Origin of the sequence: Limnobacter sp. UBA7229, assembly GCF_002473065.1 — a bacterium.
In the GTDB taxonomy this organism is placed as follows: Bacteria; Pseudomonadota; Gammaproteobacteria; order Burkholderiales; family Burkholderiaceae_B; genus Limnobacter; species Limnobacter profundi.
Map to the genome: position 1 here is coordinate 1 of NZ_DKTN01000023.1, position 19,668 is coordinate 19,668.

Consider the following 19,668-nt stretch of genomic DNA (forward strand, 5'->3'; position numbering starts at 1 on the left):
CCCGTGTACCAGTGGCCGATGCTGGCGATTCTGGTTCAACAGGCAATGCCTTGCTGAATGTGTAATCAACCGCCGCTTTAATCAGACCCGCGATCGAAAGCTGGGCAACTATTCGAATTTGGCGGCTGGCTACTTTAGAGTCGTCACTTTGTTTGCTTAAATCCCCGGACTGCTCAACCTGAGCAAAAATGCTTGTTGAGGGTGGGTAGTAGCCAAATACATCAAGCGGGTACTCACAAGCATGAAAGCCACTTTCACAGGCTTTAACGTCGCCCTTGTGTGTGTATTCATTACCCACGGCAAACTGAAAGCCCCTGCATTTCCAGTCTTTGTCAAAGCCCTTGTAGCTGACGAGTGGTGCTGTATCAGCCATTGATCGCCTCCAGTTCGATGTTCTTGCGAGCGATTTCCTCGATGCGCGCTTCGACTTTGGCCAAGCTGCGGGTGTCCTTGATGTACTTGATTGCCTGGCGGCGACCCATTTGCTTGACCAACTGGCGGCGCTTCTTGCGCTCAGGAGTCGCGTGGTGTTGTTTGAAACCGAACATCATGCGGCGCAGGGCGTCTGTCATTGGATTAACCATTTGCTTTCTCCTGAACTGTTGGGGTGTGGCGGCAATCTTTTGGCATGAACTGCAGCCAGATTTCACCGGTTGGATCAACGCGACGCTGCGCCTGGCGAAGCTCGCAAAGGCGGGTTTGAGTCCGCTTCACGTGGTTCCAGTCGTCGGAAAAGTCAAATGACCAATCGAAGCTGCGCAGCTCGCGCATGTAGCGCTGCAGCTCTGCCTGCTGTTCTGGTGTGCCCAGGTTGGGTGGAGTTGGCATTTCGTTCCTCACATCGGTTGGTGTGAGGCAAATTATTAGGCATACCCTACATTTATGTCAATAGGTATGCCTAACTTTTTGTTTTGAGGAAGTTCAGCCCCCTAATTTTGGTGGGTGCCTATTGATTGATTGATTGATTGAATTGTTAAGACGGTTAAGATTGACGTGTTGATTTAAGCGGAAGGGGATACTTGTGGACACCGTTGATTTCTTAAGATTGGGATTTGTGCTTTACGTGCTGCTTATCTTGATCTGGTTTGGTCTGGCTGTTGTCAAGTTTCCGAGTTGGCTGCGTGATCCTAGTGACAAGGAGCTGCCAATGTTTGCTTTGAAGTTTTGTTTGGTGGGTTCTGCTGCAGTTGGATTGATTTTTGGATTTGTATCCTCTGTGTTGCATGACTTTAGTGGTGAGCTAGTTGGTGTTATCTGCGTGATACCAATGATGGGTCTGTACCCGTTTTTGATGTTTGTCCGCGATGCTGCGTTATCAAAAAGCACAACTGGTGTGCGTGAAACGCAGTGAACTTGGTATTTTATTTTCCATTTTTTACACTGGAATTTTATAGAGAAGTGCTTGTTAAAAATCTATTTTAAGATTTATGAAAAGTGGGGAGTATACGATGGAAGATCGTTTTAAAAGGTTTGTATGGTTAATATCAGTGTCAGCGATTTTAATTTTTGGGGTTAGTTCTATTTGGTCGTACTACCAAAGTCAAACATGGCAGGAGTTGGTAAGTGATTACCATACAAATTTAACTAATTCTATTTCGAAGTGTGAGCTTGATCCTTCAAGCTTCCACTGTAATGCTGCAAACACATATCAGGTTGGATTTGATTCCAGTGTTCGGTCTCGCGATTATTACCGAGATAATTTGTCTATTTCACTTATAGCGCTTATTTCAGTACCAGCGATATCTATTATTTTATTTTTTTCCATACGATGGGTTATAACTGGTAAAAAGCCTTTTTTTAGAAAGAAATAATATCTGAAGTTGTTAAAAACAAAAAACCGCCGAACGGCGGTTTTTTTAAGATTAAATTCTTTGGCAACTTAATAGCCGTCGACTGAAGACCCATCGTTTTCCGCCTTCATCCCACGATTTTTTGGTGATCACAAAGAACTGTGCATTTAGACCTACGGAAAGCTTTTGAATTTCAGTAATTAGTGAAAGCGGATACCGAACGGATATCTTTTGATTTGCTTCGTCCCGAACTTCGATCAGACCGGTGTCTTTTAGGCTGGCGACTTTACCTGTAATTTGTTCTTCGTATTCTTGACTTTGGGTAAGCGAACCAAGCCAGTCGTAAGCTCTGATGATGTTGGCTGAGGTACCGTCCCAGGTGGTACTGCCCTCGGGTGAGTTCCAAACGATAGTCGCAGTAAAACCAGAGTTTTGAATGGCGGCAAGTGTCGAGCGTAGCGCTTTGGCAGCATCGCCGCCAATCGACTCAATTTTGTTTAGAAACTCTTCATTTTCGGTTTCATTGAGCAGATTGAATGTGTTTTTTAACACATCAATCATTGGCGCTTCTCCGGTTGAGTCTTCAATCGTAGGTACCGAAAAATGAACCTCTGTCGAGCCAAAAGAAAGTGATCGAAGTTTTATGTTGCTCATAATATCGAGCTTCATTTTGGCGTCACTTTTCATTCGCAAGGATGAGCTACCGTACATAGCTAAAGAAGTAGCTTTTTTCACAGCTTCGACAAAAGGTTCAAAAATGCGAATAAACTCATCCAGGCGAATAGATCCATCTGCTTTTGGACCTTGTAAACGGACTGCCAAATGTTGACCAGAAATCTCTTCTTCTAGTCTGGCCAACTCATTTATCGATTCATTTTTCGCATCAAGCTGATTCTTTGCAATTATTTGAAGCAAATGATTTTCTGGATTAGCAGCAGCGACCTTTGCGCTTGCTTCTGCACATTGAGCGAGAAAGCTTGTGTGTTCTCTGATAGCGTCAATTGTCATACCATTACCTCTGCAAAGCCTTTAGGTGTTCGCCGGTCTCTGCAAAAACCAAACCACCCCATCCATTTGGCCTCATGTTCAATATTTTGGCCCTTGTGTAATGCTAAAACTTCGATGTGATATTGCTGCTTCATTGCTTGCCTATCGAGCAAGAAGTTTGCTGCCGGTATGTTATTTGGAATTAATTTAGATTTCGTCGAATCGATCAAAAAAACGACATCAACATCGTCAGGTTCTGGGCGCTTTGTCAGAAAGGAACCGTCAACCCAAAGATCTCCATGCACCCCTATTGATCTTAGTTGATCAATCCACCTACGCAAGTTTGTCATCAAAAGTGGTCTTCGGACGCTTCCTTGAAAGGGTGCTACGCAGTGCGCTTCAACCTGATCTTCTGTAAGTGTTACAAAACCACCTGCAGGGAAAATGGGCTGAATATCAAATTCGTCACATCTTATTTTCATGTTAACTCAAACATTGTTTTGGTGTGATGTACACAGTAGGAAAATTTATAAAGCACGACCATTCCAGGCCCAAACAACGCGGCCATGCACCTGGATTTCGTGGTCACCATTCAAAATGTCGACAGTTTTTACGGTTGGATTGTCGCTGCTCACTTCGAAGCTGCCATCCATGCGCTGCCGTACTCGCTTAATGAATAGCCGCTCGTGGGCGCTGAGTACGTACACTCCATCGATGTCGATCTTGGCCTTTGAAACATCCACCAGGAGCATGTCGCCGTCGCTGAAAGTGGGGTGCATGCTGTCGCCAGCACCGGTAATCACCCTAAGGTTTTGAGGTTTTGCTTTGACGTTATGTTCTAACCACATTTTGCTGACTGACAAGACATTGATTATCTGATCTCCGTCATACGCAAGGGTTTCGCCTCTACCCATAGACGCAACTGCAGTCAGCATCGGAATTTCGACTGTAGGAGCATGCATAAACGGATCCATAGCGATGACATTGCTCGTCAAGTTTGAATCCGAATGACTTAAAGGAAAAATGTGATCAACATCAATCACACGCATAGCTCCTCTACCGGTGGCCAACCAGTCAGGTTCCACATTCAAAAACCTAGCAGCTTTGATTAAATTGCTGGCCTCAATAGTTTTTGTTTTTCCCGAAAACCAATCATTTACGGAAGCCGTGCTTATCCCAACTGCATCAGCAATTGCTTTTTTTGTTCGCTTTGGCGGCCCTACACGTGCGCGCTCTAGTCTTTCTGCGAGTGATTTCATTAGGTAATCCTAACCTGTTTGTGATTAGGTATGCCTTGACAAAAAAGCTAGGCATACCTAACATTCGAGAGTGTTTAAACACTTAAGACGGCGATGAACCCTGGAAAAATTATTGATGAACTAGGTGGCACCAGTGTGGTTGCCGGTTTTTTTAGCATCAGACCACCTTCGGTATCTGAGTGGCGATCTAACGGGATACCCAAAGATCGACTGATTTGCCTTGCTCCGATGTGTGAAAGAAAGGGCATTGCTTCGCGCAAAGAACTTTTTCCGAATGAGTGGCATTTGATCTGGCCCGAACTCGTTGGGGTTGATTCGGTTCATCAGCCCACAGAGCAGGAAGGGGAGGTGGGTCATGTGTGACGGTGAACCTGTACTGTCTACTGAGCACGTCACCCATCTTTGTGGTGGCTGGAAGCCAAGCGATGCGGAAATTAATGCACTGCCTGGCGCTCCGTTTACGGCAACTGAGAGCGTGATTATTTCTATTGCCTGGCAAGGCGTTCGACTATCTCCAGAATCTGTTCTACCTGCGCTTGAGTTTTTGATTGCTCGCGAGAAAGAGCGAGTAAACCCGCATTCAGGTTGTGCAGGACAGGGTCTTTTTGGGGAGAAATCAGCGTGACATTCTCTTCGAAAAATTTCTGGCTGTTGTTCATGAGCGGCTCCTCTAAGTGCACGGTTCAGGTTGGGGAATCTGAAGTATGCCATGGGGCTGCTCACCCTCATTTTTCTCATTTTCTTTTGCCTTGGCGGTGTTTGCGATGAACACAGTTTCCTCCGCACTAGTTGATAAGGCACGCAAGAACCAAACGATGGTTTTGCAGAAACTTGCCTCATCTGGTCAGCAGCTTGCGGCTGATTGCACAGGCACATCGGTGTCGACCATATCCCGCTGGCAATCCAGTGAGGGCACAAGCATGGGCTTGGAGCAAATCTGCCTGTTACTTGCCGCCATTGGTTTGAAGGTGGTGCCCCAAGAAATGAAGTGTTACCCAGCCCACGAAGTCCAAGCCTTGTTCACCTTGGCAAAAGCACATTTGCAGCGCAGCGACAGCGTTGAATCAAGCCTTCAATTTGAGGATTAAAAATGCCAGCCAGTAAGAAGTTGGACATTTCAAAGCCGGCAACCTGGTTCCGTTTTTACGCGGAATTCGCAAATGACCCTAAAGTTCAGATGCTTTCTGAGATCGATCAGAGGCGTTACATCATGTGCCTTTGCCTACGTTGCAGTAACGGCGTTGTAACGTTACATGATGAAGAAGTAGCGTTTCAACTGCGCATAAATCTGGATGAATGGGCCAAAACCAAGGCGGTTTTGCTTGCACGTGGATTGATAGGTGAAGACAACACACCCACTGCCTGGGAGAAAAGGCAGTTTGCCTCAGACTCAAGCGCAGAGCGGGTTACAAGGCATCGTGAAAACAAGAAACGGTCATGTAACGTTACAGAAACAAAATGTAACGCCCCAGAGACAGAGACAGAGAAGAGAAGAGAAGAGAAAAACAACGACGTAAGTGACTTAGCAAAGAGCGAGGAACAAAAAACTGAATCGTCGTCGTCTCCCCCTCGATCGCATGAACAGGTTCGATGTTCAGAAATCGCAGTGCTGCTTCGCCAACGTGGCGCATCACTGACCCACGCAGACCCCCGAGTGATCGACTGGGCAAAGTCCGGTGTCACCGACACGCAGCTGCTGCAAGCACTCGACATTGCCAAAGCCCAGCGCGAGGAAAAAAACGACCCAAGCGCAATCAACGCAGGTTACCTCGATTCGATTTTGAACAGCCAAAAGCGCAAAGCCCGAACCAACGCACGTGGTCATGACCGACCACTGACCCAAGCCGAGAAGCGCAGCCAGGTAGCCCAATTCCAATTCCGAAATTTGCCGGAGAATCGCAATGCAAGCGAATCGAACATTATCGACATCACACCAGCCATCGAGTCTTAGCGAGCTTTCGGGCATGGCCAAGCTGTTCGCGATCATGGCTGCCATGTACGGCAAGCTGTGGTTCGATCAGTGGGCTGACACCCCTGCAGCGGTCATGGAGGAAGTTTGGAGAACCGAGCTGCAGGGCTTTTCGAAATCCGAAATCGAGGCGGGTGTGGCAGCATGCCGCAATCTGCCTTGGCCTCCCACATTGCCCCAGTTCCTGAAACTTTGCCGTCCCGAGATTGATGCTGAGTTCGCTTGGAAAGTCGCAGGTGAGGGCATGCGGGCAAGGCAGAACGGCGAAATGGGCAACTGGCCGGACCCATGCATTTACTGGGCAGCAAGCCGCTTTGGGCCATTCGAGGTTTTGAACGAACCACTGGCCAAGCACCGGGTTTCATGGGTTGCGGAACTCGACCGCGCACGAAACCAAAAAGCCAAAGGCCTGCTGCCTGAAATTCCACAACCACGCAAAGCATTGGTTGCACCAGGCAAGGCTGTTACCCCGCGGGAAGAAGCACGAAAGCGCATTCGGGAAATTCTTGAACTTACCCAGGGCAAGCGCGACAAGGTGAGTTTTCCGTATCAGTCGGCATTGACTGACATTCGCGACTTGATCGGGTAACAGCCATGGCCAGCGGATTGAGATTCAGCGAAGAACAGTTCCAGGCACTGCGTACGAGGTTGGCTGCGCAGAATGTTCCCAAAGCATCAGTTTCAAAACCCAGGGCAGGGAAAAAGCTAGCCCAGCCAGAGCACGACATTCAAGTTGCTTTTTTCAACTGGGTGGCTCATCACGAAGCAAGAATACCAAACCTTAACCTGATTCATGCAATACCAAACGGAGGTCACAGGCATGGGGCTGTGGCGGCCAAGATGAAAGCGGAGGGCGTAAAAAAGGGTGTTCTTGATGTTCAGTGGCCTGTAGCACGTGGTGCGTTTGTTGGGCTTGATATTGAGTTCAAAGCACCTGGCGCCAGCCCAAGCGCAGAACAGCGGGACCGCATTGATCAACTTCAAAAAGAAGGTTGGTTGTGTGTGGTTTGCTGGAGCTGGGAAGCGGCTGCACGAGTTGTCCTTGGGTATGCGGGACTACCCCGAATTCAATTTGATACTCACGGCATGACGGAGGTTTGAGACATGATCAAGTGCATGGTGGCCGTTAACGAGCGCGGCTGGCGGATTGGTCAAACCCATCACAGGGCCAAGGCCACCGATGCTGAAATCGATTTGATCCGCGAGCTTCACGAGGAACATGGCTGGGGTTACCGAAAGCTGTCAATGAAATTCAAGCTGAGCAAGCGCACCATTCGCGACATTTGCAGCTACCGAAAGCGAGCTCAATTTATCGTTGGCTGGCGCCCAAGTTACAAAAAGGACAAAGTCGATGACAAAGGGTAAGAAGCTCACGGCCAAGCAACAGGCTTTTGTTGATGAATACCTGAAGGACTTGAACGCAACACAGGCGTGTATTCGTGCCGGATATTCGGCAAAAACTGCTGATCGCATAGGCCCGGAGTTGCTTGGGAAAACTTGGGTAGCGGCTGCAATCCAACTTGGCATGGAAAAAAGGCAGAAACGCACCGGAATAACTCAAGACATGGTTTTGAATCGCTGGTGGGACATTGCCAATGCTGACCCCAATGAATTGGTCCAATATCGGCGCGATTGTTGCCGCCATTGCTACGGCGTTGACCACCGGTACCAGTGGATTGACCAGGATGAATTCAACGCTGCGGTTGACACAGCAAAGGCGCGAAAGGCCAAGGTTCTTCCCAGCGATGCGGGTGGATTTGGCTTTGTGTCCACCATGGAACCAAACTCAACGTGCCCCAAATGCAACGGTGAAGGCCATGGGCACATGCATGTATCCGATACCCGCAAGCTTTCACCGGCTGCGCTGGCGTTGTTCGCTGGCGTGAAGTCGGGCAAAGAGGGCTTGCAAGTGCTGATGCAAAGCCAGGAGCAGGCCTTGATCAACGTTGCCAGGCATTTGGGCATGTTCAATGACAAGCTGGAAGTGACAGTCAATGAAAGCCTTGCTGCCCGCTTGGCCAAGGCAAAGCAGCGGATTTCAAAGCAATGACCGAAGCTGTTGACCTGGAACAAGAGCTGATTGACCTGGCCGCAATGTGTGCTCACGACCCGGAAAAATGGGTGGATTTGGCGTATGACTGGGGCGAGGGTGAGCTTGAAAAACATTCTGGCCCGCGTGAATGGCAGCGAGAAGGCCTGCGTGAAATCGCAACAGCACTGCAAAACCCAGACACTCGGCACCAGCCCATTCAGATTGCCCGGGCTTCTGGCCACGGTATTGGCAAATCCGCATTCATTGGCATGATTACGAACTGGGCCATGTCCACACACCACGATACTCGCGTGGTGATTACGGCCAACACGGAAACGCAGCTGCGCACCAAGACCGCACCCGAGGTGTCAAAGTGGTTTCGCCTGGCGCTCACCTCGCATTGGTTCAAAACCCCGGCCATGTCCATCTACAGCGTGGATACAGAGCATGAAAAGAACTGGCGGGTTGACTTTACGCCATGGTCAGAGAACAACACCGAAGCCTTTGCCGGTTTGCACAACGAGGGCAAACGCATTGTATTGATATTCGATGAGGCCTCAGCCATTGCAGACAAAGTGTGGGAAGTGGCAGAAGGTGCATTGACCGACGAATACACCGAAATCCTCTGGATTGCATTTGGTAACCCCACTCGAAACACCGGGCGTTTCAGGGAGTGTTTCAGAAAGTTTCGCCACCGCTGGATGACCAAGCACATCGACAGCCGTACTGTGGAGGGCACCAACAAGGCCAAGCTGCAAGAAATGGTTGATGACTACGGCGAAGACTCCGATATCGTGAAGGTGCGCATTCGGGGCATGTTCCCCAGTGCGTCGCTCAAGCAGTTTATTCCCACGCACTTGGTCGACGCGGGCAAGGGCAAGCACCTGAAAATCAACCAGTACGACTTTGCGCCGGTGATCATTACCTGCGACCCGGCATGGGAAGGCGACGACGAGCTGGTGATTGCTATGCGCCAGGGTCTGTATTTCCAGATTCTTGAGGTGATACCCAAGAACGACAACGATGTGTTGATAGCCAACAAGATCGCAGCCTATGAAGACAAGTACCAGGCTGATGCGGTCAACATCGACGGTGGCTATGGAACAGGCATTGTCAGCGCCGGCAAAACCATGGGCCGCAACTGGTTCATCGTGTGGTTCAGTGGTGAAAGCCCTGATCCAGGCTATTTGAATATGCGCGCCTACATGTGGGGGCAAATTAAGGAATGGCTGGCTGCGGGTGGTGCTATTCCTGATGACGATGGCTTGTACGAAGACCTTATTGGGCCTGAAACAGTATCGAGGTTGGACGGCAAAATTCAGCTTGAGAGCAAAAAGGACATGAAGACTCGTGGCCTGATTTCACCCAACAAAGGCGATTCGCTTGGGTTGTCATTTGCACGCAAGGTAACCAAGAAGAAGGCCGATTTCGGCGGTGCGCTTAACTCAAAACCCAAAGAGCACAATCCCTACGAAGATTTCTGAACCCTCGTAAGGAAGCACCATGTGTGATCCAGTCACAGCAGGCATTGCGGCAGTTGGATCAATTGCCGCAATTTCGCAGATGCCCAAACCTCCTCAGCTACCTGAGCCTGAAAAGATTCAACAAGCCCAGCAGGCAAAGCGACCAAACGATCAACGCACCGGCCCACGTGCTGGCACCACTCAACAAGGCGGCATGCCTTCACCTCAAAGCACGCTGCTGACTGGCCCTGGTGGCGTTGACCCCAGCATGTTGCAGCTCGGCCGTTCCACTTTGTTGGGCCAGTAACCCATGGAAATGAAGTGGACCCCAAGGCAGCAGAAGCAATCGCGGCTTACTCAGCTCGACACGGAGTTTTCAAGCTGGATGACGGAGTATCGCGACATTGCCCGGTACCTCACACCGCGCCGTGGCCGCTTTATCCATACGGACCGTAACAAGGGCGGCAATCGTCAGCATTCCATTCTCGATTCCACGGGCACTTATGCGCTGCACATTCTGCAGGCTGGAATGATGTCGGGTGCCACTTCCCCCGCGCGGCCATGGTTTCGCCTGGCTATTCCCGACAAAGACCTGATGGACTACGGGCCGGTAAAGATTTGGCTCAACGATGTAACGCTGATCATGCGAGACATATTCGCTCGGTCAAACACTTACCGCACGTTGCCTGGTATGTATCGCGAGCTGGGCGCATTCGGTACCGCTGCGGATTTTGTGGACAACAACTTCGACAACGTGATTCACCACCACGCCATGACGATTGGTGAGTACCGAATCTCGACCGATGATCTTGGGTACGTGGACACCTTGTACCGCAAATTTGACATGACCGTTGCCCAGGTGGTGCGCAAGTTTGGCTATGAAAAATGCAGCATGCGTACCCGTAACCTTTGGGACAACTTCAATTACGACGCCTGGGTGACCATTGTTCACGCCACTGAACCACGCCGTGAGCGCAACCCGAAAAAGCGTGATGCAGTGAACATGCCTTTCTCCAGTTGCTATTTTGAAGAGGGCACGGAAGAGCAGGGAAAACCATTTCTCAGTGAATCGGGCTTTGAGGAATTCCCGTTCCTGGTACCACGCTGGGATGTGATTGGCGGGGACATCATGGGTTCCGGCCCTGGTTCTGAGGCATTGGGCGACTTGCAGCAATTGCAGCACGAGCAAATGCGCAAAGGCCAAGGCATTGACTTCCAAACCAGACCACCGATGCAGGCCAGCGGCCAAATGAAAGGCAATGAAGCCAACATGTTGCCTGGTGGTGTGACTTACTTTGAACAGGCCGGGCAGGGCGTGGGGCTTAGCCCTGCTTTCCAATCAAGTCTGCGCCTGGATTATTTGCTGCAGGACATTGAAGACGTTCGCAAAAGGATCAAGCAGTGCTTTCACAGCGACTTGTTCCTGATGCTGGCCAACGACAACCGCAGCAACATCACAGCGCGAGAAATTGCAGAGCGCCACGAAGAAAAGCTGACGATGTTGGGCCCGGTGCTGGAGCGCTTGCACGATGAAATGCTTTCCCCGTTGATCGACATTACCTTCTCGAAGATGGTACGCGCCAATATTTTGCCGCCACCACCCGAAGAGCTGCAGGGCATGGACTTGAATGTTGAGTTTGTCAGCATGTTGGCCCAGGCTATGCGCGCTGCTGGCATTGGCTCGATTGATCGTCTGCTGGGTACCGTGGGTGCCGTAATGCAGATGAAGCAGGACGCGATCGACAAAGTGGATACCGACACCTTGATCGACAAGTACGGCGACATGTTGGGCGTAGACCCGGATTTGATTGTGGCCAACGACGAGGTGGCCATCATTCGCCAGAACCGCGCACAAGCAGCCGCCCAGGCACAGCAAATGGCAGCAGCCCAGCAAATGGCCAAAACCGCCAAAACAATGAGTGAAACCAACACAGATGGCAACAATGCGTTGACGCAAGTGGCCGGACAAATGCAAGGAGCGTGACCATGATCGACATGAAGCTGGAACCCAAAAAAAGCGAGTCCATGCTGGGTAGCGATTGCATGCCTTGCAGCGATGACATGCCCAAGTACCCCTATGGGCTTGAAATCCACATGAACAATGAGTCGCTCGAAAAGCTGGGCATTGGCCCGGAGAACATGCCGACCATTGGGGCAAGCATTCAGATGATGGCCATGGTCAAGGTCACCTCAGTGAACCTGAGTGAACGGGCTGAAGACGGCAAGGATAAGAAGAACCTGTCTGTTGGCCTGCAAATTACAGCCCTTGAGCTGATGCCAGAAAAGACCAAAAGTGCCGCCCAGGTGCTGTACGGCGATCAATCCTAGACGGTGCGCTTAACTTTTGATGCCGCATTTAATGTGTGCGCATGGACAAAGAAAGCGAATTCCTGATGACCGATGAAGAGCTGCGAGAGCGCGACTTAACTGACGCGCAAAAGCAGCGAATCAAAAAGATTGAGGAAGACGACTTTCGTTGGCTGATGGCAGACAAACGCGGTCGTCGAATTATGTGGCGCTTGCTTGAGAGAACCCGGGTTTACCAATCCAGTTTTACAGGCAATTCACAAACATTCTTCCTCGAAGGCACAAGAAACGTAGGCCTGATGCTGATTAGCGACATCCAAAAACACTGCGCAGAGCAGTTTGTTGTGATGCTTAAGGAGCACATGAGTAATGAGCGATAACGGCCAAGCCACCACCGACGCCGCAAGCGAACAGGCTGCATCAGCAGCCGACACCACGTTGTTAAGCACTGAAACCCAAGACCAGTCCGGAGCACCGGCACAGACACCAGCAGCAGATGAAAACGGTGGGCAGCAGCAAGCCGATTCGAAGCCAGCCGGTGAAGGTGAAAAGCCAGGTGAAGCCAAAAAAGGTGAAGAAGGCAAACCCGATGGGGACAAGAAAGAACCCATTGAGTACGACCTGAAAGCACCCGAAGGCATGCAGTTGGATGCCGAGGCACTGGACGAGTTTAAGGGCATTGCCAAAGAACTTGGTTTGGAAAACGAGTCTGCCCAGAAGCTGACCGACCTTGGCACCAAATTGGCTGCCAAGTGGGAAGCCAAACAGGTGGAAACCATTCAAGCAGCGCAGGCCGAGTGGGCCGAGCAAAGCAAAACCGACAAGCGATTCGGCGGCGATGCATTGCAGGAAAACTTGGGAATTGCAAAGAAAGCCCTGGATACGTTCGCGACACCAGAGCTGAAGCAACTACTGGACAAGAGCGGATTGGGCAATCACCCCGAGGTGATCAACGCTTTCTACAACGTGGGTAAAGCAATTAGCGAGGATCGATTTGTAAATGGCGGTAAAGCGCCAAGCAACGCAAATCAACCTCTTATGCAACGTGCAGCAAATGCGCTGTACGGCGGAAACGGAAATTAACGGAGCAATTAAATGGCTACTCTTCCATCACAATCAGGTGCAGTGACACTACTCGACATGGCCAAGGCCATGGGGCCCGACAACAAAATTGCAGCGACTATTGAGTTGCTGGCTCAGACCAACGAAATGCTGTTGGACATGCCTTGGCTTGAAGGCAACCTGGTAACAGGTCACCAGTCAACCGTCCGCGTAGGCCTGCCAGCTGTTACATGGCGCAGGCTTTACAAAGGTACGCCACCTTCCAAGTCACAGCGCGCCAAGGTAGTAGATACTTGCGGCATGTTGCAGGCACGTTCTGAGGTCGACGTCGATTCTTTCATTGGCGGTGATGTTCAGCAGTTCCGTTTGTCGGAAGCCATGTCGTTCCTGGAATCCATGAACCAGACATTGCAAACTGCGGTGATCTATGAAAGTGAAACGCTAAACCAGGAACGAATTACCGGTTTTGCGCCCCGTTATTCAACACTGAACCCAGCCGTACAGTCCTCACAGAACGTGATTGATGCAGGTGGCACCGGTGATGACAACACATCGATTTACTTGGTGTGCTGGGGCGAGAACACCGTTCACGGTATTTACCCAAAGGGCAGCACTGCTGGTCTGAATCACAAAGACCTGGGCGAAATCGACGCATTTGACGAGGATCGCAACCGGTTCCGCGCATTTGCGGATTTGTGGGACTGGAAGTGTGGTCTTACAGTTCGCGATTGGCGCTATGTGGTGCGTATTGCCAACATTGATGTCTCTGATTTGTTGGCGCAAACCGGAACTCAGGCACCTACAGCGGCAACTGCGATCATCAAGCTGATGGTTAAAGCCATGGCTCGCATTCCAATGCAGGGCATGGGTAAGTGTGCGTTCTATGCACACCGCACTGTCAAGGAAATGCTTGGTGTAGCGGCACTGGACAAATCTTCTGGCGGTGTCTTGGCCATTCAGCCTGCAATCAACCAGTTCGGTACCGTGGCACCTGGCAGCGTGAACAACGGCACTTTGTCGTTCCTCGGCACACCGATTCGAACAGTCGATGCGCTGCTTACAACCGAAGCACGCGTTGTGGCCTAAGCGGCTACACCAACCAAACGGAGCATGAACCATGATTATCGATTCACAAAATGAGTTTTCGGTTGAACAGGCGGTTACTGCAACCGCGATCAGCACGAACGTGTACGACAACAACAGCGAAAGCGTGGCCAACGTTGGGCAGGCACTTGGGGTGGATGGCGACATTTACCTGGTGGTGCAGTGTGACGAAACCGCGACTGCTGCTGGTGCTGCAACCCTGACAGTGACGCTGGAATCAGCTGAGAACGAAGCCCTGAGCACAAACCCGGTTGTGCACTATTCGACTGGTGCGCTGGCCTTGGCAGCACTCGAAGCTGGTCAACGCCTGGTTGCTGTAAAGCTGCCCCAAGCGTTTGATTACAAGCGCTACATGGGTATTCGTTACACCGTGGCAACAGGCCCACTGACAGCGGGTAAGTTCTCCGCTTTCTTGGCACACAACGTCAACGCCAACAAGCCATACAAGTCTGGCTTCTCGGTTCAGTAAAGGAGGTTGAGTCATGTTGGTAATTGCAAAAGTTCGTGGCTACTTCGACGGCATTCGTGAACCAGGCGAAAAGTTCAATGTACCCGATGGCCGCAAGGCCAGCTGGTACACGCCAGTGGAATCACCCAAGGAAGCAAAAGAGCCAGCACCCAAAAGCAAGAAGGCTGCTGGTGAAGGTGATGCTGGCGGCGAAGGCGCTGGCAAGAAAGAAGGTGAGGGCGCTAGCGACCCAAAATGATTTGTTGAACTTGTCTCCTCAACAATATTTCAGGGCGCTTCATGCGCCCTTTTTTCTAAGGTGTAGCCATGGCCAGTGAAGTTGATATTTGCAATTTGAGTGTTTCCCACATTGGTGAGGAGGCCACCATTTCAAGCATCAGGCCGCCCGAGGGTGGCCCAATTGCTGAAACCTGCGCCCGGTTTTACCCAGTGGCGCGTGACATTTGCCTTGAGCAACACATGTGGAACTTCGCCACGCGCCGGCAAAACCTTTCTGAGGTGACGAACGATCGCAGCAACTGGCAATACGCCTACGCAAAGCCAAGTGATTGCGTTCGTGTGATTTCCATCCTGCCTGAATGTGCCACTTCGGAGCAGGAGGGCGACACGATGGACTATGTGATTGAGACTTTGGAGAACGGCAGCGAGGCGATTTTCACCAACGAGCCCAATGCGCACATCAAGTACATTCGCCGCGTAACTGACACCACCAAATTCACCCCGCTTTTTGTCAGTGCCGTGTCTTGGCTATTGGCCAGCTACATTGCCGGGCCGATCACCAAGAAGTCCAACCTGAAAACCTCGTGCTACCAAATCCACATCACTGAGCTGAACAAAGCCATTGCCATGGATTCAAATGCACGCCACCTGAAAACGCTCGAGAACCACCGGCCAGAGTGGATTCAGGCGCGCGGCAATGACACCAATTACTACGATCCATTTGGACGGAACCGCAAAGTATGAAGACATTGATTCGTTCATTTGCCGGCGGTGAGGTCACTTCTGAACTGGTAGCCAGAACAGACCTGGTGAAAGTGGTTACCGGGCTGGAAAAATGCCTGAACATGATTGTTTTGCCGCAAGGCCCGGTGCAGAACCGGCCGGGCTTTCCATTTGTTCGCAAGGCCAAGTATTTCAGCGATGTGAGCAAAAATGTACGCATGTTGCCCTTTGTGTTCAGCGACAACCAGGCGTTTTCAATGGAGGTGGGCGACCAATACATTCGGTTTCACCGCAATGGCGCAACCCTGTTGGTGTCTGGTGTGGCCGCTTACAACGGTGCAACACCGTATGAACCGGGCGACCTGGTTGTTCAAGGTGGAGTTAATTACTACTGCAAGGCTGAAACCACCGGCAATGCACCGCCCAATGCCACATTCTGGTACCCGCTCGATGGCGATATTTTCGAGGTACCCACGCCGTACCTAAGCGCCGATGTAATGGACCTGCATTTTGTGCAAGAAGCCGATGTGTTCACCATTACCCACCCGAGCTACCCGCCCAGCGAATTGCGGCGAATGGGTGCGACCGATTGGGTGTTAACGCCCATTCAGTTTGAGCCCACGGTGGTGGCGCCCACCGACCTGACTGTGGAAGTGACTGACGGTACCGGCACGATTCTGTATGCCTACACGCTGACCACTGTGAACGAAGACGGTGTTGAAGAAAGCTACCAGGCGGACCAGGCATTGAACCCGGCAACAGCCAAGGCAGTGACTTCATTGACTGCTGCAAGCCCGGGCGTCTTCGGTGTGGTAGGCCATGGCTTTGTTGAGAATGATCCAGTTTACCTGGATGGGTTGGTGGGGCCAGTGTCGCTGAACGACGAGTACTACCTGGTCAACAGTGCACCCACGGTTGACACACTAACTCTGAAAACCCGCAATGGCGTTGCGATTGATACATCTGCTTTGCCGGCGTATGTGAGTGGCGGAACCATCACCTTGGCTGCTGTGAAAAACGACCTTGCAGCCGCCGATGCAAAGAACACCATTCGCTGGACTGCTGCACCTGGTGCATTTCGTTACAACGTGTACAAAGACTTCAACGGGGTATGGGGCTACATTGGCCAGGCGCAGGGAACTTCGTTCATCGACGACAACATCACGCCTGACACCACCAAAACACCACCGATACCCAACAACCCATTTGTGGGTACCGGAAACTACCCCGCAGCAGTGGGTTACTTCGAGCAGCGCCGCGTGTTTGGTGGAACCACAAACAGGCCCCAGAACATCTGGATGACCAAAAGCGCCACGGAAAACAACCTGAGCAATTCCATTCCTACCCAGGATGATGATGCGATTGCCTTTAGGGTGCGTGCGCGCGAGTTGAACACCGTTCGACATGTTGTGCCGATCGGAGACTTGCTGCTGCTGACCTCTGGCGCCGAATTCAGGGTGATCAGCCAAAACAGCGACGCACTGACCCCGAATACCATTTCAGCCCGGCCCCAGTCGTACGAAGGTGCAAACAACGTGCAACCCATTTTGACTGGCAGCAAGGTTTTGTTTGCCCAGGCTCGGGGTGGTCGTGTTCGGGAAATGGCCTATGAGTGGGAATCAAGCGGCTACAGCTCGGACGACATCAGCGTGTTGGCCCCGCATTTGTTTGACGACTACACCATCACCGACATGACCTATGCCAAGGCACCCAACAAGATTGGTTGGTTTGTGCGTAGTGATGGGCGATTGCTTGGGCTCACCTACTTGCCTGAGCAGCAGGTGGTGGCCTGGCATCAACACAGCACGCGCAAAGGCAAATTCCGTTCGGTATGCGCAATACCCGAAGGCAATGACGATATTTTGTATGCCGCTGTTGATCGTTACATCAATGGCCAGTGGGTGAAATACATTGAGTGTTCAGCTTCGCGCCGCTTTCAAGACCCAGAAGATTGCTTCTTCGTTGACTCTGGCCTTACCTATGATGGCAGCGTAAATGCTGTACTGACTCTGGATGCCGATGCACAAACTCAAGGTGCAACCGGCGTGCCGTTCTCTGCTTCCGCTGCGGTCTTTGTTGCTGGCGATGTGGGCAGGCGCATTTCCTACCGGTACCAGCTGGTCGACAGTGAAGGCGAAGGCGGTGATTTTCTTACAGCTCAGGCCACAATCACCGGCTTTGTAGATGCAAGCAATGTGACTTGCACAATCAATCGGCCTTTCCCAGCCGACTTGGCCACGATCGATGCCAATGAATGGGCACTGACCGTGACCACCATTTCCGGGCTTGATCATCTTGAAGGTGAAACGGTTTCTATCCTGGGCGACGGTGGTGTTCGCCCAGTGCGGGTGGTGACGGGTGGATCAATCACGCTGGATCAGCCAGCCGCCAAGGTACAGGTGGGGCTTGGGTACTTCTCCGACATTCAAACCTTGCCGTTGTCCATCGAGATTCAAGCCTTCGGACAGGGCTCAGTGAAAAACATCAGCAAATTGTATGTGCGCGTGCACCGTTCTCGCGGCATTTTTGTTGGCCCAGCGTTTGACCGATTGACTGAAGACAAGCCAAGGACCAATGAGCCGTATGGCGCTGCCCCGCGCCTTAAAACCACGCAAATACCGATTGTCATTCACGGCCAGTGGAAGCTGGACACTCCTATTTGTATTCGCCAGGCAGACCCATTGCCTTTGACTGTGCTTGGAATTGTTCCGGAGGTGGACATTGGCGGGTAAAAAGCTGCATTGCCTATTTGGCATTAAAGACGATCTTCATGAGTTTGCCGAAGCTGCGATCAACACCTTGCCGTTGTGTGCCATGAATGCGCCACTGACCTGGTGCCAAGACTTTGGCAGCGTTCAGGCCGGGATTCTGCACCGCGATGACAACTTTCAAATTGAACTGATTGTGGTGCAGCCCAATGTGTGGATTCCCGAGCACGTGCACCCAGGCACAGACACCATCGAATACCCCATCAGTGGCCATGTTCGATTCGTGATCAATGGACAGGCACTCTTCGATGGCTATGACGATGATAGGTTTCTGAGTTTTTCCAAAGGCAAGGGCGTTCGCATCAACCAGGGCGATGTGCATGCTGGCCAAACGCTGCCCATGGGTGCAATGTTCCTTTCTATCCAACGGTGGGACACCAAGCAGCCTGACCACATTGGGAATAACTGGGTGGGTGCGGGTGTATCTGATACACACCACAAAATTATTGAGGGGCTGCGATGAACCAAGGCCAGTTTGTGGCGCCAACGCCAGAGCACATCCAATATATTGCTGAGCACATGCGCGAGGCTGACCGGCAAGAGGTGTTTGCCATGCGAGGCGAGGATGCCGACCTGCACTATGTGTTGGCCAACGCAGTAAAACGATCAACCTGGTGCGTGTGTGGCCTTGCTGCCGATGGAACACCAGTTTCCCTGGTGGGTGTGGCGCCGGTTTCGTTAATCGGTGGTGTGGGGGCCCCGTGGTTATTGGGCACAGACCGGGTGCGGGAATTCAGCGGTGCGCTTATCCGTTATGGCCGCGATTACATTCAGTCCATGACTTCGCAGTATCCACAATTGATCAATTATGTGGATGCGCGAAACACGGCAAGTATTCGCTGGCTCAAGCGGCTGGGCTTCACCATTCATGATGCCGAACCCATTGGCCACCAAGGCTTGCCGTTTCACAAATTCACGATGGGGTAATTATGTGTGAACCAGCCTCCGCGGCAACTCTGGCCTCTGCCTCACAAGGTTTGATGATCGCCGGTACCGTAGCAGGTGCCTATGGCGCTTACAACCAAAGCAAGGCCAGCAAAGCCAGCCTGGAATACCAGGCTTCAGTTGCACGAAACAATGCCGAGTACAGCGAAAGCCAGGCGCGTGATGCCATTCGCCGTGGCCAAGTGGCCGAGAACGATGTTCGCCGCCGCACTGCACAGCTTCGAGGGTCGCAACGTGCGCGCCTGGCTGCCAACGGGATTGACCTTGGCGAAGGCAGCGCGCTGAATATTTTGTTGGACACCGACTATTTCGGTGAGCTGGATGCCTTGAATGTACGGGACAACAGCAACCGAGAAGCTGCTGCGTTGCGCACACAAGGCTCGAACCAGATTGGCAACGCCAACCTGCTGGATGCACGCGCGGGCATGGAAAGCCCTATTGGCGCAGCGCTGCCCACTTTGTTGACTGGTGCTGGTGCAGTGGCCAATTCTTGGTACCGCAATAAATCCCCAATCACCCCCAACTATTCTTTGCCGACCCAGCCAAGCCTTGGTTTCAAAGTGAGGTAAGA

General features: G+C 51.6%; 28 protein-coding genes. 21 read left to right on the plus strand and 7 right to left on the minus strand.

All coding sequences use genetic code 11. The features are described from left to right. The 3 genes from B4C79_RS14130 to B4C79_RS14140 all read right to left on the minus strand — a co-directional run. Positions 1-373, minus strand: a 373-nt coding sequence (locus B4C79_RS14130; protein ID WP_422655546.1) for a DUF7666 domain-containing protein, incomplete at its 3' end; no start/stop codon positions are given. Next, the gene (locus B4C79_RS14135; protein ID WP_291751887.1) at positions 366-584 is read right to left on the minus strand and encodes a hypothetical protein; all 219 of its coding nucleotides are present in this window, start codon (positions 582-584) and stop codon (positions 366-368) included. The genes B4C79_RS14135 and B4C79_RS14130, both read right to left, overlap by 8 nt. Then, positions 577-828, minus strand: coding sequence for a hypothetical protein (locus B4C79_RS14140; protein ID WP_291751890.1), 252 nt, complete (start codon positions 826-828; stop codon positions 577-579). Before B4C79_RS14140 ends, B4C79_RS14135 begins: the two co-directional genes overlap by 8 nt. A 193-nt stretch (positions 829-1,021) precedes the next feature. On the opposite strand from B4C79_RS14140, the gene B4C79_RS14145 reads away from it, so the two are divergent. Further along, positions 1,022-1,351, plus strand: coding sequence for a hypothetical protein (locus B4C79_RS14145; RefSeq protein WP_291751892.1), 330 nt, complete (start codon positions 1,022-1,024; stop codon positions 1,349-1,351). 511 nt (positions 1,352-1,862) lie between these two features. On the opposite strand, the gene B4C79_RS14150 is transcribed toward B4C79_RS14145, so the two are convergent. The 4 genes from B4C79_RS14150 to B4C79_RS14165 all read right to left on the minus strand — a co-directional run bounded on the left by B4C79_RS14150 (position 1,863) and on the right by B4C79_RS14165 (position 4,695). Then, entirely contained in the window at positions 1,863-2,798 is a 936-nt protein-coding gene (locus B4C79_RS14150) for a hypothetical protein (protein WP_291751894.1), read from the minus strand. After that, entirely contained in the window at positions 2,795-3,259 is a 465-nt protein-coding gene (locus B4C79_RS14155; protein WP_291751896.1) for a DUF6932 family protein, read from the minus strand. Before B4C79_RS14155 ends, B4C79_RS14150 begins: the two co-directional genes overlap by 4 nt. 45 nt (positions 3,260-3,304) lie before the next feature. Continuing rightward, complete coding sequence (locus B4C79_RS14160; RefSeq protein ID WP_291751898.1) at positions 3,305-4,036, minus strand: LexA family transcriptional regulator; 732 nt, start codon at positions 4,034-4,036, stop codon at positions 3,305-3,307. Between the two features lie 485 nt (positions 4,037-4,521). Continuing rightward, entirely contained in the window at positions 4,522-4,695 is a 174-nt protein-coding gene (locus tag B4C79_RS14165; protein ID WP_291740475.1) for a hypothetical protein, read from the minus strand. Between the two features lie 105 nt (positions 4,696-4,800). Here B4C79_RS14165 and B4C79_RS14170 point away from each other — a divergent pair, with 105 nt between their 5' ends. The 20 genes from B4C79_RS14170 to B4C79_RS14265 all read left to right on the plus strand — a co-directional run bounded on the left by B4C79_RS14170 (position 4,801) and on the right by B4C79_RS14265 (position 19,666). Beyond that, positions 4,801-5,124 (plus strand): CII family transcriptional regulator, encoded by a 324-nt coding sequence (locus B4C79_RS14170; protein ID WP_291740473.1) that lies wholly within the window; start codon positions 4,801-4,803, stop codon positions 5,122-5,124. Positions 5,125-5,642: 518 nt separating this feature from the next. Next, a complete protein-coding gene (locus B4C79_RS14175; protein ID WP_291740471.1) occupies positions 5,643-5,987 on the plus strand; it encodes a hypothetical protein in 345 nt (114 codons plus the stop codon). Positions 5,988-6,000: 13 nt separating this feature from the next. Continuing rightward, the gene (locus tag B4C79_RS14180; RefSeq protein ID WP_291740470.1) at positions 6,001-6,594 is read left to right on the plus strand and encodes a hypothetical protein; all 594 of its coding nucleotides are present in this window, start codon (positions 6,001-6,003) and stop codon (positions 6,592-6,594) included. A 5-nt stretch (positions 6,595-6,599) separates the two neighbouring features. Continuing rightward, positions 6,600-7,106, plus strand: a complete 507-nt coding sequence (locus B4C79_RS14185; protein WP_291751901.1) for a VRR-NUC domain-containing protein — start codon at positions 6,600-6,602, stop codon at positions 7,104-7,106. Between the two features lie 3 nt (positions 7,107-7,109). After that, a complete protein-coding gene (locus B4C79_RS14190; protein ID WP_291740466.1) occupies positions 7,110-7,370 on the plus strand; it encodes a hypothetical protein in 261 nt (86 codons plus the stop codon). Continuing rightward, the gene (locus B4C79_RS14195; protein WP_291740464.1) at positions 7,357-8,055 is read left to right on the plus strand and encodes a terminase small subunit; all 699 of its coding nucleotides are present in this window, start codon (positions 7,357-7,359) and stop codon (positions 8,053-8,055) included. Before B4C79_RS14190 ends, B4C79_RS14195 begins: the two co-directional genes overlap by 14 nt. Next, positions 8,052-9,521 (plus strand): terminase, encoded by a 1,470-nt coding sequence (locus B4C79_RS14200; protein WP_291751903.1) that lies wholly within the window; start codon positions 8,052-8,054, stop codon positions 9,519-9,521. Before B4C79_RS14195 ends, B4C79_RS14200 begins: the two co-directional genes overlap by 4 nt. 19 nt (positions 9,522-9,540) lie before the next feature. Further along, on the plus strand, positions 9,541-9,807 hold the full coding sequence (locus B4C79_RS14205; protein WP_291751906.1) for a hypothetical protein: 267 nt from the start codon (positions 9,541-9,543) through the stop codon (positions 9,805-9,807). A gap of 3 nt (positions 9,808-9,810) precedes the next feature. Further along, the gene (locus B4C79_RS14210) at positions 9,811-11,484 is read left to right on the plus strand and encodes a portal protein (protein ID WP_291751908.1); all 1,674 of its coding nucleotides are present in this window, start codon (positions 9,811-9,813) and stop codon (positions 11,482-11,484) included. Between the two features lie 2 nt (positions 11,485-11,486). Continuing rightward, a complete protein-coding gene (gp10, locus tag B4C79_RS14215) occupies positions 11,487-11,828 on the plus strand; it encodes a capsid staple protein (RefSeq protein WP_291751911.1) in 342 nt (113 codons plus the stop codon). 41 nt (positions 11,829-11,869) lie between these two features. Beyond that, on the plus strand, positions 11,870-12,187 hold the full coding sequence (locus B4C79_RS14220) for an endopeptidase (RefSeq protein WP_291751913.1): 318 nt from the start codon (positions 11,870-11,872) through the stop codon (positions 12,185-12,187). Continuing rightward, complete coding sequence (locus B4C79_RS14225; protein WP_291742853.1) at positions 12,177-12,890, plus strand: protease; 714 nt, start codon at positions 12,177-12,179, stop codon at positions 12,888-12,890. Before B4C79_RS14220 ends, B4C79_RS14225 begins: the two co-directional genes overlap by 11 nt. A 12-nt stretch (positions 12,891-12,902) precedes the next feature. Next, on the plus strand, positions 12,903-13,955 hold the full coding sequence (locus tag B4C79_RS14230) for a major capsid protein (RefSeq protein ID WP_291742850.1): 1,053 nt from the start codon (positions 12,903-12,905) through the stop codon (positions 13,953-13,955). 31 nt (positions 13,956-13,986) lie between these two features. Continuing rightward, entirely contained in the window at positions 13,987-14,442 is a 456-nt protein-coding gene (locus B4C79_RS14235; protein ID WP_291751916.1) for a Bbp16 family capsid cement protein, read from the plus strand. A gap of 13 nt (positions 14,443-14,455) precedes the next feature. Then, a complete protein-coding gene (locus tag B4C79_RS14240) occupies positions 14,456-14,680 on the plus strand; it encodes a hypothetical protein (protein ID WP_291742848.1) in 225 nt (74 codons plus the stop codon). A 68-nt stretch (positions 14,681-14,748) separates the two neighbouring features. After that, positions 14,749-15,405, plus strand: a complete 657-nt coding sequence (locus B4C79_RS14245; protein ID WP_291742846.1) for a hypothetical protein — start codon at positions 14,749-14,751, stop codon at positions 15,403-15,405. After that, on the plus strand, positions 15,402-18,116 hold the full coding sequence (locus tag B4C79_RS14250; RefSeq protein ID WP_291742843.1) for a hypothetical protein: 2,715 nt from the start codon (positions 15,402-15,404) through the stop codon (positions 18,114-18,116). The genes B4C79_RS14245 and B4C79_RS14250 overlap by 4 nt, the downstream gene beginning before the upstream one ends. Next, positions 18,106-18,615 carry a hypothetical protein gene (locus B4C79_RS14255; protein WP_291742840.1) on the plus strand — a complete coding sequence of 170 codons (510 nt, stop codon included), beginning with the start codon at positions 18,106-18,108 and terminating at the stop codon, positions 18,613-18,615. The genes B4C79_RS14250 and B4C79_RS14255 overlap by 11 nt, the downstream gene beginning before the upstream one ends. Beyond that, entirely contained in the window at positions 18,612-19,079 is a 468-nt protein-coding gene (locus B4C79_RS14260) for a phage protein Gp13 family protein (RefSeq protein ID WP_291742837.1), read from the plus strand. The genes B4C79_RS14255 and B4C79_RS14260 overlap by 4 nt, the downstream gene beginning before the upstream one ends. A 2-nt stretch (positions 19,080-19,081) precedes the next feature. Continuing rightward, positions 19,082-19,666, plus strand: coding sequence for a virion core protein, T7 gp14 family (locus B4C79_RS14265; RefSeq protein ID WP_291742834.1), 585 nt, complete (start codon positions 19,082-19,084; stop codon positions 19,664-19,666). The last annotated feature ends 2 nt before the right edge of the window (positions 19,667-19,668 follow it).